Here is a 15,887-nt window from a genome sequence, read left to right on the forward strand (position 1 = left end):
GCCTGGCGGCCAACCCAATTCAGCCAACCCCAGGTGCCATCCCATGCTCCAATTGATCCTCGGCGGCGCTCGCTCCGGCAAAAGCCGCCTGGCTGAGAAGCTCGCCGGCGACAGCGGTTTGCCCGTCATTTACATTGCCACCAGCCAACCGCTGGATGGGGAAATGAACGCGCGCGTGGCTCTGCATCGCCAGCGTCGCCCAGACGCTTGGGGGTTGATCGAAGAACCGGTCGAACTGGCCCGCGTGTTGCGTGAAAACGCCGCTGTGGATCGTTGCCTGCTAGTAGATTGCCTGACCTTGTGGCTCACCAATCTACTGATGCTTGAAGCCGCCGAGCGCCTGAAACTTGAGCGTGACCAATTGCTGGAAACCCTGGCCTCGTTGCCGGGTGAAATCATTTTTGTCAGCAACGAGACCGGTCTGGGTGTCGTGCCGCTGGGCGAATTGACTCGCCGCTATGTGGATGAAGCCGGTTGGCTGCATCAAGCCTTGGCCGAGCGGTGTCAGCGTGTTGTCCTGACGGTTGCCGGCCTGCCCCTGACTTTGAAAGGTACCCCGTTATGACTGATTCCTGGTGGCTCAACCCGTGCAAGGCCGTCGACGCTTCGGCCCATGAACAAGCGCTGGCCCGCCAGCAGCAACTGACCAAACCTGCTGGCTCCCTCGGCCGGTTGGAGGCGGTCGCCGTGCAATTGGCCGGTTTGCAGGGCCAGGTCAAACCGTCGGTGGATCAGCTGTGGATCGCCATTTTTGCCGGTGACCATGGCGTGGTAGCCGAGGGCGTGTCGGCGTTTCCCCAGGAAGTGACCGGGCAAATGCTGCATAACTTCGTCACCGGTGGCGCCGCCATCAGCGTATTGGCGCGGCAGTTGGGCGCGCAACTGGAAGTGGTCGACCTCGGCACGGTAACGCCGTCGCTGAATCTGCCCGGTGTGCGCCATCTGAATATCGGTGCCGGCACAGCCAACTTTGTTAACGGGCCGGCGATGACGGCGGCTCAGGGCCGATTGGCGCTGCAAGCGGGCCGAGACAGTGTGCTTCGCGCGCGCGAAGCCGGTGCGCAGTTGTTCATCGGCGGCGAGATGGGCATTGGCAACACCACGGCGGCGAGTGCGTTGGCGTGTGCCTTGCTCGATTGCGCGGTGAGTGACCTGACTGGCCCCGGCACCGGTTTGAATGCCCAGGGCGTCAGCCACAAAGTCGCGGTCATTGAACGCGCGCTGGCGCTGCATGCCGGGCAGCATGGCGACGTGCTGCAAACCCTGTTCAACCTCGGTGGTTTTGAGATCGCTGCGTTGGTCGGCGCCTATCTGGCCTGTGCCCAGGAAGGCATCGTGGTGCTGGTGGACGGTTTTATTTGCACCGTCGCCGCCCTGGTGGCGACACGCCTGAACCCCGCATGCCGTGAATGGCTGGTGTTTGGCCACCGGGGCGCCGAGCCCGGCCATCGTCATGTGCTGCAAAGCCTCGATGCCCAGCCATTGCTTGAACTCGGCTTGCGTTTGGGCGAAGGCAGCGGCGCGGCGCTGGCGGTGCCCATGCTGCGTCTGGCTTGTGCATTGCACGGGCAGATGGCGACCTTCGCCGAGGCGGCCGTGGCAGATCGCCCGGCATGACCTTGCACCTGGACCTGCTGCGCCACGGCGAAACCGAGCTGGGTGGCGGCCTGCGCGGCAGTCTGGATGATGCGCTGACCGCCAAAGGCTGGGAGCAGATGCGCACCGCCGTGGTGGAGCAGGGGCCCTGGGACCGTGTGGTCAGCTCACCCTTGCAGCGCTGCGCGTTGTTCGCCCGCGAGTTGGGCGAACGGCTCAATCTGCCGGTGAGCCTGGAAAAGGATCTGCAGGAATTGCACTTCGGCACGTGGGAAGGTCAGAGCGCGGCGGCGTTGATGCAGACCGATGCCGAGGCCCTGGGGCTGTTCTGGGCCGACCCCTACCGTTTCACGCCGCCCGAAGGCGAGGCGGTCAGTGATTTTTCCCACCGTGTTTTGGGAGCAGTCTCGCGTCTGCATCAGGCTTATGCCGGTGAACGCGTATTGCTGATCAGCCATGGCGGTGTGATGAAACTGTTGCTCGCGCGGGCGCGTGGGCTGCCCCGGGAGCAATTGCTGAATGTCGAAGTCGGCCACGGTGGTCTGTTCCGTTTGCAGGTCGGGGTGGATGGCGTGTTGAAGGAAGGCGTCTGAGCATGTTGCCGTTCCTGATCGCCTTGCAATTTCTCAGCAGCCTGCCCATCAAGCTGCCGGGCATGCCGGAACCGCAGCAAGTGGGACGCTCACTGCTGTTTTATCCGCTGGTGGGCCTGCTGTTCGGCGCGTTGCTGTGGGGCCTGAACCTGGCACTGGCCGGCGCGCCATTGTTGCTGCACGCCGCGTTGTTGCTGACGGCGTGGGTGTTGCTCAGCGGCGGCTTGCATCTGGACGGCCTGGCCGACAGCGCCGATGCCTGGCTCGGCGGTTTCGGCGACCGTGAGCGCACGCTGACCATCATGAAAGACCCGCGCAGCGGCCCGATCGCCGTGGTCACCTTGGGCCTGGTGTTGCTGCTCAAATTTGCCGCGCTGGTGGCGTTGATCGAGCAGCACAACGGTGCCGCGCTGGTGCTTGCGCCACTGATCGGGCGCGCGTCGATGCTGGCGCTGTTCCTGACCACGCGCTACGTGCGCGCAGGAGGCTTGGGCCAGGCGTTGTCCGATCATTTACCACGGGTTGTCGGCCAGCAGGTGCTGATCCTCAGCGGCCTGGCGTGTGTGTTGATCGGTGGTTTCAATGGCGGAATGGCAGTTCTGCTCGCAGCCATCTGCTTTGTGTGGCTGCGCCAATTGATGGTCAACCGCTTGGGCGGCACCACTGGCGACACGGCTGGCGCCTTGCTGGAGCTGCTGGAGGTGGCCGTGCTGGTCGGTCTGGCGCTGTAACGCTTGCTTGCAATTCACTAATTCCGGGTATATACACGCTCAATGCTTGCCTCCCAATGTTTATGCACCAACCTGCGACGCGCCGCCCGTGGCGTCAGCAGGCATTACGACGGCGCTCTCGACGGCTTCGGGATCAACGTTGCCCAGTATTCTCTGCTGTGCAACCTGCAGCGCCTCGACCAGCCGAGCATTTCCAGCCTGGCTGAAGCCATGGGACTGGACCGAAGTACCCTCGGCCGTAACCTGCGGGTGCTGGAAGGCGAGGGGCTGGTGCAGTTGGTGGAGGGCGACGACCTGCGCAACCGCCTGGTGTTGCTGACCCAGGCCGGTGAAGAGCGGCTGGCGGCGGCCTTGCCGGCGTGGGAAGCGGCACAACAGAAATTGATCGATCAACTGGGCGCGGAAAAACGCGAAACCCTGTTGGCCTTGCTGGACGAACTCGCCTGAGCGCGGGTTTGTTTGAATACAAGCGGGTATATACCCGCGAACGGAGAACAAGAAATGACTTCGATGTGGCGCACCAGCGGATGGGTTCTTTTGGGGAGTGCGCTGATCCTGGCGTTGTCGTTGGGCGTGCGCCACGGCTTCGGTCTGTTCCTGGCGCCGATGAGCAACGAATTCGGCTGGGGGCGTGAGACTTTCGCCTTTGCCATCGCCTTGCAGAACCTGATCTGGGGCTTGTCGCAACCCTTTACCGGGGCCCTGGCCGACCGTTTTGGCGCGACCAAGGCAGTGTTTGTCGGCGGCGTGTTGTACGCCGTGGGCCTGGTGTTGATGGGCATGTCGGATTCGGCGTGGTCGCTGTCGTTGAGCGCCGGTTTGCTGATTGGCATCGGCCTGTCGGGCACCTCGTTCTCGGTGATTCTTGGCGTGGTCGGCCGCGCTGTAGCGCCGGAAAAACGCAGTATGGCCATGGGCGTCGCCAGTGCTGCAGGCTCCTTTGGCCAGTTCGCCATGGTGCCGGGCACGCTGGGTTTAATCGGCTGGCTGGGCTGGTCGGAAGCCTTGCTGGCGCTGGGCTTGATGGTGGCGCTGATTCTGCCGTTGGTGGCGATGCTCAAGGACAAGCCCCTGCCGGCGGTGGTCGGCCAGCAATCCCTGGGCGAAGCGCTGCGAGAGGCGTGTTCCCACTCAGGCTTCTGGCTGTTGGCGTTCGGCTTTTTCGTGTGCGGTTTCCAGGTGGTGTTTATTGGCGTGCACCTGCCGGCGTATCTGGTGGACCAGCACTTGCCGGCGACGGTGGGCACTACGGTGCTGGCGTTGATCGGGCTGTTTAACGTGTTCGACACCTACACCGCCGGCTGGCTCGGCGGGCGCATGTCCAAACCACGCTTGCTGACCGGGTTATACCTGCTGCGTGCGGTGGTGATTGTGCTGTTTCTGTGGGCGCCGGTGACTGAGGTCACGGCTTACCTGTTCGGCATGGCCATGGGCTTTTTGTGGCTGTCCACGGTGCCGCTGACCAACGGCACGGTTGCGACGTTATTTGGTGTGCGAAACCTCTCGATGCTCGGCGGGATTGTGTTCCTGTTCCATCAACTCGGTTCGTTTCTGGGCGGCTGGCTGGGCGGCGTGGTCTATGATCGAACCGGTAACTACGATTTGATCTGGCAAGTAGCAATCCTGTTGAGCCTGCTCGCGGCGGCCCTGAACTGGCCGGTGCGCGAGCGGCCGGTGGCGCGTTTGCAGGCGCAGATGGAGGCAGCATGAGTGTGGCAGTGCGGTGTTTGACCATTGCGGCGTTCGTCACCCTGGCACTGTTGGCCTGGTGGGGCTGGCAGCGCGGCGGGTTGGCGTTGATGCAACTGGGTATGTCGATCTGTTAAGTTCGGGGTCTGGAATCGTTCAAGGACTTCACGACATGCAGATGCGCTGGCTTGCAGTACCCGCCCTGATGGTCATTGGCAGCGTCGCCATGGCCGCCAATTGCCCGCCGTTGCTTGAGGGCCAATTACCCAAGCTGCGCGCCAAGGAATCCATCGACCTGTGCCAGCGCTTCGCCGGCAAACCGTTGGTGATCGTCAATACCGCCAGTTTCTGTGGTTTTGCGCCGCAGTTCAAAGGCCTCGAAGCTCTGTATCAACGCTACAAGGGCCAAAGTCTGGAAGTGATTGGCGTGCCGTCCGATGACTTCAAGCAGGAAGCCAGGACCGGCGAAGAAACGGCCAAGGTCTGCTACGTGAATTACGGCGTGACCTTCACCATGACCGAGCCGCAGAAGGTCAAGGGGCCGGATGCGGTGCACCTGTTCAAGGTGCTCGCCCAGCAAACCAGCGCGCCGAAGTGGAATTTCTACAAGTACGTGGTGGACCGTCAGGGCAAGGTGATCGCCAATTTCTCCAGCCTGACCAAGCCGGACAGCCCGGACATGATCAAGGCTGTCGAGCAGGCGCTGGCGTCGAAACCCTGATGCTCCAGCATTAAAAAAGCCCCGCTTCCTTTGCAGGAGAGCGGGGCTTTTTGTACCGCTTTGAATCAGAAGCGGTAAGTCATGCCCAGGCCAAAGCCGTTGGCACTGTTTTCGTACTTGGCGTTGTAGCTGGCCAGTGCGTTGGAGCGGTTGACCTTGACGTCTTCTTCCTTCAAGTAGGAGTAGGCCAGGTCGACCGTCATGTTTGGCATGACCTCATAGCCCAGACCCAGGCTGAAGATGGTGCGGTCGCCGGTAGGAATGCGTGGCGAGCGGTCAGTGTTATTGGTTGGCGACTGGTCGAACGTCAGGCCGGTACGCAATACCACTTGCTTGGTCAGCTGGTAAGAAGTACCCACGGCGTAAGCCCAGGTGTCATGCCAGTTCTGGTCTTCCTTGATGGTGCCGACCAGCGCCGGCGCGAGTGCGCCACCGGTTGCCCCGCCAACCACACCTTCGTTCTTGACGGTGATGTCTTTCAGGCGGCTCCAGCGGGTCCAGGTGGCACCGGCATAGAGTTTCCATGCGTCGGTGAGGTCCTGGGTGACCGACAGGTCGTAGGATTCAGGCGTGTCGATCTTCAGCGAGGCGTCGTAGCGGTTGCTGCGCAGGAAGCCGGAGGTCGCAGCAGGCGCCTTGACTTCGGTGTGACCGTCCAGCTTGTAGCTGACCTTGGAGTGGTAGGTCAGGCCGACGCGGGTGGTGTCGGTGGCCTGTACCAGCACGCCGATGTTGAAGCCGAGCGCAGTGTCGTCACCCTTGATCTTGATATTGGTGTCCGGCGCGGCAGGGTTCAGCGTCAGGTCCGATTCCAGGGTACCGGCGATACGGTTGATGGTCGGGCCGAAACCAACGGAAACGCGATCGTTGAAGGCATAGCTGACGGTCGGTTGCAGGGTGATGACTTTAACTTCGCTCTTGCTGCCGAAGCCACGACCCTGGAAGCCGTTTTCATAATCAGTCACCAGACCGAACGGCGCATAGACGCCGAAACCGACTGCCCACTGATCATTGAGTTTGTTGGTGTAGAAACCGAAAGGCACAGCGGTGAAAGGCACCATATCGCCTTTGTTGCTGCCGCGGGAACGGCCGCTGACATCGCTGATGTCGGTGGAGGCATCAATGGCTGCAACGCCGCCGGTGATTTGCTGGCCGCTCAGGCGAGCCATACCGGCAGGGTTACCGTAAACAGTACTTGCATCATCGGCAGAAGAGGATCGACCTGCGAAACCCGTACCCATCCCGCTGACGCTCTGTTCGTTAAGTGCAAATCCGCTTGCAAACAGTTGGGAGGATGCCATGGCGACGGCGAGGCTAAGTGTGGTCTTGAGCATTACTTTTTTCATTATTAGAACTCCGTGGTGATCACCGCTGCGGAAAGTAACAATAAATTTAAGTTCGCGCTATAGGCTGTAATGCAGGAGATAGAGCGGTTTTGTAGGACAATCAGACCAAAGTCAGCGTTTTTAGCCGAATCTTGCAAAACGCCTGATCAACAAGTGACCTGATTCATGGGTGAAACACAGGTTTTCCAGGCGTGGGTGAAATCTCGCAGCCTTCCTTGTGGGTGAAATATTTCTTTCCAGATACGCGCCATGGCCACCACATCGCCGGGCGGCGGCAGGGCGGGGCGGTGTTGTTCCACCAGCAACCACGCAATGGCCGTGGCGTAGCGCAGGTTGACCGTGAGCTCGAGCTGGGGCGCGCTGAGGAAGGCATGCTGGCTTGCCAGCCCGCGGACCAGGCTGGCGCGTTCGGGGTCCTGCGCCAGGTAGTCGTCCCACAAGGCGCGGTGGCGGGGTTCGGTGATGCTGTACAGGCCGTGGCCGCGCCGATCATGCAGGGCCGACCCTAATTCCGACTGGCTGGCGGCAATGCCCAGCAACAGGGATTCCGCAGTCTGGTCATGGCAGCCGAGGTACGACAACGTCGGCCTGATCACATAACGACACAATTCGCTGGCGGCGATACCCATACAAGCCTCGGTCCATGAAAGTGGTCGACGGTGCCTGAGGGGGGAGCTTGGCAGCTGTGAATCGGATCTCAGGCCCGTCGCAAGCGGATCACGCCGCTTGAGTTGAAGTGTAGTGTCATATTTGTGATGTAAAGGACTGTTTTTAAAACATCTTCTTCATTTAGTTATAACGTTTATATCTATTTGAACTTAGTGCGTCGACTGAAAACCCGAATTTCAGGCAATAAAAAACCCTGTGTTTTAAACAGGGTTTTTTGTGTTTCAGCCGTTCGGGTCGATCAGGCAGTCAGTGCCTGACGGGTACGCTCGATCACAGCCTGCAGCGGTTCTGCGCTGGAGTATTGATCGGGGTACAGGCGTTCGCTGTGACGGGCGATGCCGTGTTCGTTGACCAGAGTGAAGCTGAAGCAGCCTTTGCGAGCGGCCATGATCAGGCAGTTCATTGGAGCAAAAGCGTTGGTGAGGGTGCGAATGGCATCCTGAGTGTGGATTTGAGTGTTCATATTATTGGTGTTCCTACAAATGACACGGTTTAAGAACCGTGCAACGTTAAAACGTTCCAGTAACGCTGATCACCATTGATCAAACGAAGAACCCGACTGGAACAAAGCAGCCAGTTTGAAGCGCTGAATTAAGTCAGGCGCGCTTGGGCTGGCAGGTAGGTACTTAGGAGGGCAGGCAACACAACAGGGGCAAAGGTTCTGGGCCCGGGGTGAAGATCCTGATCAATTTGCAGGTTGGTTCGGTCAGAGTATTGAAACTTCGCGGCACCCTTTGCTTGTTCAAAGGCAGTGTCGTCGCAAGTGATACCTGGAAACCATCGAGGTGGCCGATCCCGTGTTGTACAGGGGACTTGTTCGACCAGAATTGACTTTCAGCTTGGTACTAACGCCGCGGATAGTAACGGATTGAAACAAGGAAAGAAAGTGTGCTAACCAAAAAACTTCAATCAGCCGCCCAACAGCCCGCGATAGACCAGCACCGTGACGGCAGCCGCCAGCGAGCAGCCCAGCCCGTAAGCGGCAAGGGTCAGGCGCCAGGAGCGGCCAGCCTCGATCACCTGCATCACATCACGCATGTCATTGATCCTGCCATCGCCCAGCTCGATGCACAGGCTCACGGCGGTAAAAGCCGCTGACAGCAGGATGGCGATGGCGAACAGCGCGCCGTCGGGCGAGGGCAGCGCGGCATTGATTCCGAGCGACGTCGCGCAGATGGCGAGCAGCAACAGGGCAAATAACAGAATTCCTTTCATCGTCGCCTACAGGGTGGTTGCATCACACGTGTATTGCCGGTGGGGCAGTGTGGCGAGCCGGGACGCGTTTGAAAAGTCCCGAGGTTTTGCCGGGCGGTAACATTTTTTCGACGTGTTGAAGCAAAAAGCGCCGGCGATATAACCACTGGATGGGTACTTGTGCACATTAGTTGCGGGGTGTGTAACCACGCTTTCAATGGCCCGGAAGCGCTGGCATTTGCCTGCAATGAAAATTTAAGTCAATGAAAAATATCGCTTTTTTTTATTGGTGAAAAAATCGTCAGTTTGACTGCGGCCCCCATTCCATGGGGCTTTGCGCGAGTTAAAGGAGGGTTGTCCACTGAGTTATCCACAGCTTCTGTGGATTGTCCCGAGCGCTTGCTCTAGAACGGGCGTGCAGGGTTTTTTCAGCTTTACCTGTACGAAAAAAAGAGTAGAGTGGCGCGCCTTCCGTTCTGTCCCGCAGTGCTTTATGAAGTTTCGCTCAGTATCACCTTCTGTTACCGACACTCCTCAAACTGTTACCGCACCCAAGCGCTTTTCCTTGAAGGTCGCCCTGTGGTTGCTCGACAGCCCGCGCCTGGGCCACAACACCAACGTCAAACACTTCGCCGGGCGTTTGCTCAAGCAACCTGCGCGTGAAGGGGTGGTCGCCGCGCAAAGCCGCCTGGGGCAGTTGATGTGCCGTGAATGTGGCAACGCCCGCGACCGTCGTATCGGTCATGACCTGCTGCGCTCCGCCGCCCGTGCCGGTGACCGCCGCGCCCAGCGCGAATTGGGCCAGGTCGAAGACTGACACTGTCATCCAGCCTTGCGCTCCGTTAACCTCTCCCTTTTCAGGTAATGGCAGAAAATGGCTATGGCTTTTGACTGGACCAGTGTTGCCCTGGGCCTTGCGGGCGCAGCAGTGCCGCTATTGGCCCTGTGTTGGCAGCTCCAGCGGCGACTGACTGCGCGCATGACGGGCTGGGAGTTGCTCGAAGAGCGCCTGGCCACCGCGCAACTGGCCCAGGAAGGCCTGGCCGCTCAGCTTGACGCCAGCCGTGATGAAATCAGCGACCTCAGCCAGGCCAACGCCGCCAAACAGGCTGACCTGGCCGCCATGCGCCGTGAGGTCGAGCTGCTGCAAATCGACCGCGACAACGCTCGCGACGCAGCGCACGCCTGGAACCTCGACCGCAGCGCCAAGGAGACCGAGCTGCGCCGCCTGGACGCGCTGGCCGCCGCCCTGCGCGCCGAACTGCGTGAACAACAGGAAAGCCACCAGCAGCGCCTCACCGATCTGCAAGGCTCGCGCGATGAACTGCGTGCGCAGTTCGCCGAGTTGGCCGGCAAGATTTTCGATGAGCGTGAACAGCGCTTTGCCGAGACCAGTCAGGAGCGCCTGGGGCAACTGCTGGACCCGTTGAAGGAGCGCATTCAATCATTCGAAAAGCGCGTGGAAGAAAGCTACCAAAACGAAGCCCGTGAGCGCTTTTCCCTGGCTAAAGAGCTTGAACGCCTACAGCAATTGAACCTGCGCCTGTCGGACGAAGCCACCAACCTGACCCGTGCCCTCAAGGGCCAGAAAACCCAGGGCAACTGGGGCGAGCTGATCCTCGAGCGCGTACTGGAACATGCCGGGCTGGAAAAGGGTCGCGAGTACCAGACCCAAGTGAGCCTCAAAGGCCCGGATGGAGAGCGCTTCCAGCCGGACGTGTTGATCATGTTGCCGGGCGACAAGCAGGTGGTCGTCGATTCCAAGGTCAGCCTCACCGCTTACCAGCAATATGTGGCGGCCGATGATGACGTCATTGGTCAAGCGGCGCTGAAGCAACATGTGCTCTCCCTGCGCAATCACGTCAAAGGTCTGGCCGGCAAGGATTACAAGCGCCTGGAAGGTCTGCACAGCCTGGATTTCGTGCTGTTGTTCGTGCCGATCGAAGCGGCGTTTTCCGCCGCGTTGCAGGCCGAGCCGAACCTGTTTCAGGAAGCCTTCGACCGTCACATCGTGATCGTCAGCCCCACCACTTTGCTGGCGACTTTGCGGGTCATCGACAGCCTGTGGAAGCAGGAGCGCCAAAGCCAGAACGCACGTGAGATTGCCGAACGCGCCGGTTGGCTCTACGACAAGTTCGTACTGTTTATCCAGGACCTGGATGAGGTGGGTAACCGTCTGCAACAGTTGGACAAGGCCTACAGCGCGGCGCGAAACAAGCTGACCGACGGGCGTGGGAATCTGGTCAGTCGTACCGAGCAGCTAAGGTTGCTGGGCGCGCGTGCCAGTAAAAGTTTGCCGGCGGATTTGCTGGAGCGGGCGATGACCGATGCTGATGGTGTGGCGCATTTGCCGGAGTAGGCTGTGGGGCGCTTGTGTGGGAGCTGGCTTGCCTGCGATGGCATCACCGGGGTCTTACTGCCAGACCGAGGTGTCTGCATCGCAGGCAAGCCAGCTCCCACACAAGCCAGTTTGCAACCATCTTGAGTGAATCTTCCTACAGCGGCAAATGCCGACTGAGCAACGCTCGCAACGCCGCCGGTTTCACCGGTTTCGCCAGGTAATCCAGCCCCGCCGCATGCACCTCGGCCACCATTTCCGGGCGGCCGTCGGCGCTGATCACCACGCCGGGAATCGGCTCTGCCAGTTGCGCGCGCAACCAGCCCATCAGCTCGGTACCGGTTTCGCCATGGTCCAGGTGGTAATCCACCAGCGCCAGTTGCGGGCGCACACCCTCGGCCAGCAGCTTCGCGCATTGGGCCTGGTCGGTGGCAGTCCACACTTCGCAGCCCCAGCGCGTCAGCAGGCTGCGCATGCCGATCAGAATGCTCTCTTCGTTATCCACACACAGCACCTGCGCGCCGCTCAGCGGCAAACCATGGTTCTGGGGGATCCTGGCTTGCGCGCTGACCTGGCTGCGCGCCAGCGGCACGCGCACGCTGAACACGCTGCCCTTGCCCGGCCACGAGCGTACGCTCAAACGATGGCCCAGCACGCGGCACAGGCCATCGGCAATCGCGAGGCCCAGGCCCAGGCCTTTCTCGGCGCGGGTCTGATGGCTGTCCAGGCGCTTGAACTCTTCGAAGATGACCTTCTGTTTATCCAGCGGAATGCCGGGGCCACGGTCCCAGACTTCCAGGCACAGTTCATTCTTGCGCCGACGTACGCCAAGTAGCACCGGGCCGTCGGCATAACGGAAGGCATTAGTCAGAAAATTCTGCAAAATCCGGCGCAACAGTTTGATGTCACTGTCGACCCGCAAACGGCTGCCACGCAGGCGGAAACGCAGGCCCTGTTCCTGCGCCAGCACCTTGAATTCGGCGCCCAGGGTGTCGAACAACTCGTTGAGCACGAAGGGTTGGCGTTGCGGGTTGATCTTGCCGTTTTCCAGACGCGAAATATCCAGCAGGTCGCTGATCAGGTCTTCGGCCGAGCGCAGCGAACTGTCCAGGTGCTGCACCAACTGGCGTGCCTCGGTGGACAGGCCGTCGTTCTGGTGGGAGAGGGCGGCGGAGAACAATCGCGCGGCGTTCAGCGGCTGCATCAGGTCGTGGCTCACCGCGGCCAGAAAACGCGTCTTCGACTGGCTCGCCGACTCTGCAACACCCTTGGCGTCGGTCAGCGCCCCATTCAGTTGCGACAGTTCATGGGTACGCTCGGCCACGCGTTGTTCCAGGCCTTCGTTGGCCTCGGTGAGTGCCTGTTCGGCCTCACGGAACGCAGTGATGTCGGTAAAACTCATGACAAAACCACCGCCGGGCATCGGGTTGCCGATCAGTTCGATCACGCGGCCATTGGGGAACAAACGCTCGGAGGTGTGCGCCCGGCCCTGGCGCATCCAGTGCAGGCGTCGCGCCACATGCACCTCGGCTTCGCCCGGCCCGCACAGACCGCGCTCGGCGTTGTAGCGAATGATGTCGGCAATCGGCCGGCCCACGCTGATCAAACCGTCGGGGTAATTGAACAGCTCCAGATAACGCCGGTTCCACGCCACCAGCTTCAGCGATTGGTCGACCACGCTGATGCCTTGAGTGATGTTCTCGATCGCGCCCTGCAACAGAGCCCGGTTGAACTGCAACACTTCGGAGGCTTCGTCGGCGATGCGGACTACGTCCTCCAGTTGCATCTCCCGACCTTCAATTGCGGCTTTTACTACCGCACGTGTCGAAGAAGCACCCAGTACACCGGCCAATAACCGTTCGGTGTGGGCAATCCAGTCATTGTCGGCATTCTGGTTGGGGTTGAACCCTTTGCCTTGTCGGTAGGCGAAGCGAATAAAACTCTGCTGGGCGCGCTCTTCACCGACAAAACGCGCCGCGAGGCTGAGCAGGTCACTGATTTGCACCGAGAGCATCGAGCGGGCGCTGGCGCGCTGGCTGATTTCCTGGCCGATGAAGCGCCCGGCCTGCCAGTGTTCCGACACTCGTGTGCGTGAAAGCATCGAAACCCAGACGAACAGTGTGAAGTTGCCTGCCAGCGAGAACACGGTGCCCAACGTCAACGAGGTCACGGACAGGCCAAACGGGTGGGAATGCATCCAGGTGAGCCCAGGAAAAAGGCTAAGCGACCAGCCCAGACTTTTCGCCGTCACCGGCAGGACCAGGGTGTAAAACCACAAGAATGTGCCCGCCGCGAGGCCGGCAAACACGCCCCGACGGTTAGCCTGCTTCCAGTACAGCGCGCCGAGCATGGCCGGGGCGAGCTGGGTCACGGCGGCAAAGGCGATCTGGCCGATCGTCGCCAGGCTCGCGGTGGAGCCGAGCAATCGGTAACTCACATAGGCCAACAGCAAGATGATGACGATGCTGACCCGGCGCACCGACAGCATCCAGTGGCGGAACACTTCGAACGGCCGCTCGGCGCTGGAGCGACGCAGCAGCCAGGGCAGCAACATGTCATTGGACACCATGGTCGACAAGGCGATGCTCGCCACAATCACCATGCCGGTCGCCGCCGATGCGCCGCCGATAAATGCCAGCACCGCGAGGGCGGGGTGGGCTTCGGCCATGGGCAGGCTGATCACGTAGGAGTCCGGCAGCACCGAGCCCGGCAGCAGCATTTTGCCGCCGAGGGCGATAGGGATCACGAACAGTGCAGCGAGGATCAGGTACGCCGGGAACACCCACTTGGCCAGGCGCAAGTCCTGCGGGTCGATGTTTTCCACCACGGTGACGTGAAATTGCCGAGGCAGGCAGATGATCGCCATCATCGCCACGCCGGTTTGCACCACCATCGATGGCCAGTTGACTGTTTCTTGCCAGTACTCCTCCAGGCGCGGCGCGAGCATGGCCTGGCTGAACAGGTCGCCAAAACCGTCGTACAGGCCGTAGGTTACAAACGCGCCGACGGCGAGAAAAGCGAACAGCTTGACCAGCGATTCAAACGCGATTGCCAGCACCATGCCCCGGTGGTGCTCGGTGGCGTCGAGGTTGCGCGTACCAAATACGATGGTGAACAGCGCCAGCACCAGAGACACGATCAGCGCGGTGTCCTGCGCGCGAGTGCCGGAGGTGTCGACGCCGGCACCGATCAGCAGGTTGACGCCCAGCACAATGCCTTTGAGCTGCAGGGCGATGTAGGGCAACACGCCGACCAGGCAGATCAGCGCAACCACCACGGCCAGGGATTGGGATTTGCCGTAGCGCGCGGCAATAAAGTCGGCAATGGAAGTGATGTTTTCCTGCTTGCTGATCAGAATCATCTTCTGCAGCACCCAGGGGGCCAGCACCAGCAGCAGCACGGGTCCGAGGTAGATCGGTAAGAACGCCCACAATTGTTCGGCGGCCTGGCCTACAGCGCCGAAGAAGGTCCAACTGGTGCAGTAAACGGCCAGCGACAAGCTGTACACCCAGGCGCGAACGCGCGGCGGCAGTGGCGCACGGCGGCGGTCGCCGTAAAAGGCGATGGCAAACATAATGGCCATATAGGCCAGGGCAACGGCGGCGATCAGCCCGCTGGACAGCGTCATGGTAACTCCGAGCGTGGGAACACCCGGGCATTCCGGGCCCGGTGGAACAGTCTCGCATGATGCCTGGGGTTAGTCAGTGTCGACCAAGGTCGCGTGCGCTGCTTTGTGGGAGCAGCTTGTGTAGGAGCCGGGCTTGCCCGCGATAGCATCGCTGCAGTGCAACTGATGCACCGAGGTGATTGCATCGCAGGCAAGCCAGCTCCCACAAAAGCCCGCTCCCACACAAGACAGGTCCTACAGTTCGCGGGGAGGCAGGGTTTTCTGGCGCAGAATGTAGATCGTCACCAGCACGGCACTGGTCAGCATGAACCCGCGCGCCCACGGCAGGGGCACAAGGTAGCAGGAAAAACCAATGCTCAGCCACATCAGACCAATGGCGTAGACCTTGCCCTTGAGCGGGATGCCATTACCGTCCAGGTAGTCGCGAATCCACGGCCCCAGGCGCGGGTGTTCCACCAGCCACTGGTAAAAGCGTGGGGAGCTTCGAGCGAAGCAAGCGGCGGCAAGCAGGAGGAAGGGAGTGGTGGGGAGTACCGGCAGGAAGATGCCGATCACCCCCAGCGCTACGCTCAGCCAGCCGATGGCCAGCAGCCCGTAGCGCAGGAGCAGCGAGCGGTTGCCCATGGGTGTCACGGGCAAACGACTCAGTGGTGACGTGGCTTGAGGATCGCCGGTTTTTCGTCAGGCGCGTTGCACAGCAGGTACAGCGCGGTCAAGGCCTCAGGGATCTGAACGATCATGTCGTCCATCAGGTTGGCGTCGGCGGCGATGTCGGAGAACTCCGGCTGGTCGTCGAACAGGCCCGAACCGACCATGATCGGCAGCAGCATTTCGCTGACTTCTTCTTCGGCGGTTTCGAACCAGGCGGCTTCACGCAGGAACACACCTTCCATGAAACCGATGCACCAGCCGCGCAGGTCGGAGTCGTCCGGCTCTTCGCCCAGGTCCAGCTCGCACGGCAGCTCGAATTCCTCGTCGGAGGCCAGCTGGCGACCGATGTGGGCCTTGAGGGCCAGCAGGGTGGATTCAATTTCTTCGCGCTGGGCGGCGTCGGTGTAGTGAGGCTCCTCGGCGAACAGCGCGTCGATCCATTCACGATCGGGCACGACTTCGGAGCAGATGGAAAGGGCGGTCAGGTAGCCGTGGGCGGCCACGTAGTCCAGCGCCTCGTCATGCAGCTCATCGGCGTCGAGGAAGGCTTGCAGGCGGGTTAGTTGCTCAGCGAAGGACATTGAAGGGCTACCTTGGGAATAAACGATGCTGAATTCTAGGCTTTCTTGAGCGCCCAGGCCAGCCGCCATGCAGATTTGCCAGGTTTTAGGGACGGGCTGCAATTCGTCAGCGGTGCCCTCTGCCGGATGTTGCTCGGGTATACTGCCGCG

16 protein-coding genes are annotated in these 15,887 nt (G+C 60.9%); 9 read left to right on the forward strand and 7 right to left on the reverse strand.

Annotated elements, in window-relative coordinates:
* Positions 1 to 43 precede the first annotated feature (43 nt).
* From cobU to ATI14_RS16290, 7 genes are all read left to right on the forward strand, one after another.
* Positions 44 to 565, forward strand: a complete 522-nt coding sequence (gene cobU, locus ATI14_RS16260; protein WP_016972439.1) for a bifunctional adenosylcobinamide kinase/adenosylcobinamide-phosphate guanylyltransferase — start codon at positions 44 to 46, stop codon at positions 563 to 565.
* Complete coding sequence (gene cobT / locus ATI14_RS16265) at positions 562 to 1,617, forward strand: nicotinate-nucleotide--dimethylbenzimidazole phosphoribosyltransferase (RefSeq protein ID WP_016972440.1); 1,056 nt, start codon at positions 562 to 564, stop codon at positions 1,615 to 1,617. The genes cobU and cobT overlap by 4 nt, the downstream gene beginning before the upstream one ends.
* Positions 1,614 to 2,189 (forward strand): alpha-ribazole phosphatase family protein, encoded by a 576-nt coding sequence (gene cobC, locus ATI14_RS16270; protein ID WP_016972441.1) that lies wholly within the window; start codon positions 1,614 to 1,616, stop codon positions 2,187 to 2,189. The genes cobT and cobC overlap by 4 nt, the downstream gene beginning before the upstream one ends.
* A gap of 2 nt (positions 2,190 to 2,191) precedes the next feature.
* Positions 2,192 to 2,920, forward strand: a complete 729-nt coding sequence (locus ATI14_RS16275) for an adenosylcobinamide-GDP ribazoletransferase (RefSeq protein ID WP_016972442.1) — start codon at positions 2,192 to 2,194, stop codon at positions 2,918 to 2,920.
* Between the two features lie 42 nt (positions 2,921 to 2,962).
* Entirely contained in the window at positions 2,963 to 3,367 is a 405-nt protein-coding gene (locus ATI14_RS16280; RefSeq protein ID WP_016972443.1) for a MarR family winged helix-turn-helix transcriptional regulator, read from the forward strand.
* 54 nt (positions 3,368 to 3,421) lie between these two features.
* Entirely contained in the window at positions 3,422 to 4,630 is a 1,209-nt protein-coding gene (locus ATI14_RS16285; RefSeq protein ID WP_080520134.1) for an MFS transporter, read from the forward strand.
* A gap of 151 nt (positions 4,631 to 4,781) precedes the next feature.
* A complete protein-coding gene (locus ATI14_RS16290; protein WP_080520133.1) occupies positions 4,782 to 5,330 on the forward strand; it encodes a glutathione peroxidase in 549 nt (182 codons plus the stop codon).
* Positions 5,331 to 5,395: 65 nt separating this feature from the next.
* Here ATI14_RS16290 and ATI14_RS16295 read toward each other — a convergent pair whose 3' ends face one another.
* From ATI14_RS16295 to ATI14_RS16315, 4 genes are all read right to left on the reverse strand, one after another.
* Positions 5,396 to 6,676: an OmpP1/FadL family transporter gene (locus tag ATI14_RS16295; RefSeq protein ID WP_016972447.1), complete on the reverse strand. Its 1,281-nt coding sequence runs from the start codon at positions 6,674 to 6,676 to the stop codon at positions 5,396 to 5,398.
* 146 nt (positions 6,677 to 6,822) lie between these two features.
* Positions 6,823 to 7,305, reverse strand: a complete 483-nt coding sequence (locus ATI14_RS16300; RefSeq protein WP_016972448.1) for a hypothetical protein — start codon at positions 7,303 to 7,305, stop codon at positions 6,823 to 6,825.
* A gap of 278 nt (positions 7,306 to 7,583) precedes the next feature.
* Positions 7,584 to 7,808, reverse strand: a complete 225-nt coding sequence (locus tag ATI14_RS16305; protein WP_016972449.1) for a hypothetical protein — start codon at positions 7,806 to 7,808, stop codon at positions 7,584 to 7,586.
* Positions 7,809 to 8,254: 446 nt separating this feature from the next.
* Positions 8,255 to 8,560 carry a hypothetical protein gene (locus ATI14_RS16315; RefSeq protein ID WP_016972450.1) on the reverse strand — a complete coding sequence of 102 codons (306 nt, stop codon included), beginning with the start codon at positions 8,558 to 8,560 and terminating at the stop codon, positions 8,255 to 8,257.
* Positions 8,561 to 9,032: 472 nt separating this feature from the next.
* Between ATI14_RS16315 and ATI14_RS16320 the strand changes: the two genes are divergently transcribed.
* A complete protein-coding gene (locus ATI14_RS16320; RefSeq protein ID WP_032807236.1) occupies positions 9,033 to 9,356 on the forward strand; it encodes an SEL1-like repeat protein in 324 nt (107 codons plus the stop codon).
* Between the two features lie 177 nt (positions 9,357 to 9,533).
* On the forward strand, positions 9,534 to 10,898 hold the full coding sequence (locus tag ATI14_RS16325; protein ID WP_177007901.1) for a DNA recombination protein RmuC: 1,365 nt from the start codon (positions 9,534 to 9,536) through the stop codon (positions 10,896 to 10,898).
* Positions 10,899 to 11,034: 136 nt separating this feature from the next.
* Here ATI14_RS16325 and ATI14_RS16330 read toward each other — a convergent pair whose 3' ends face one another.
* From ATI14_RS16330 to ATI14_RS16340, 3 genes are all read right to left on the reverse strand, one after another.
* The gene (locus ATI14_RS16330; protein WP_016972453.1) at positions 11,035 to 14,505 is read right to left on the reverse strand and encodes a hybrid sensor histidine kinase/response regulator; all 3,471 of its coding nucleotides are present in this window, start codon (positions 14,503 to 14,505) and stop codon (positions 11,035 to 11,037) included.
* Positions 14,506 to 14,739: 234 nt separating this feature from the next.
* Positions 14,740 to 15,129 carry a YbaN family protein gene (locus tag ATI14_RS16335; protein ID WP_026083318.1) on the reverse strand — a complete coding sequence of 130 codons (390 nt, stop codon included), beginning with the start codon at positions 15,127 to 15,129 and terminating at the stop codon, positions 14,740 to 14,742.
* 20 nt (positions 15,130 to 15,149) lie between these two features.
* A complete protein-coding gene (locus ATI14_RS16340) occupies positions 15,150 to 15,737 on the reverse strand; it encodes a UPF0149 family protein (protein WP_016972455.1) in 588 nt (195 codons plus the stop codon).
* Positions 15,738 to 15,887: the final 150 nt, after the last annotated feature.

It is taken from the genome of Pseudomonas tolaasii NCPPB 2192, assembly GCF_002813445.1.
Taxonomy (GTDB): domain Bacteria; phylum Pseudomonadota; class Gammaproteobacteria; order Pseudomonadales; family Pseudomonadaceae; genus Aquipseudomonas; species Aquipseudomonas tolaasii.